Here is a 248-nt window from a genome sequence, read left to right on the forward strand (position 1 = left end):
TGGCAAACTGCGCGCGGGTGCTGAAGCAGGTAATGAGTTGGTTAAGACGGCGACTGCGCTGCATCCAGCTCAAGCAGTGGAAAAAGCCGAGTCGGCTGCATCGGAGGCTGAAACAACTGGGTTACCAACCCCCGTTCCGGCACATCCGGATGCAAAGCTGGCGCAATGCGGCCTCTCCACTGGCCAGTCTGGCCCTGCCCAACACCTACCTGCACAATGACCTGAAGTTGATAGATCTTGCGAAGGTC

At 58.1% G+C, this 248-nt stretch carries 1 protein-coding gene; it reads left to right on the top strand.

The window, feature by feature from the left end:
• Positions 1-17 precede the first annotated feature (17 nt).
• Positions 18-248 (top strand): hypothetical protein (locus C7I36_RS17090; protein WP_425445054.1); only part of this gene is annotated, 231 nt, incomplete at its 3' end.

Origin of the sequence: Zobellella taiwanensis (assembly GCF_003012795.1) — a bacterium.
Taxonomy (GTDB): Bacteria; Pseudomonadota; Gammaproteobacteria; order Enterobacterales; family Aeromonadaceae; genus Oceanimonas; species Oceanimonas taiwanensis.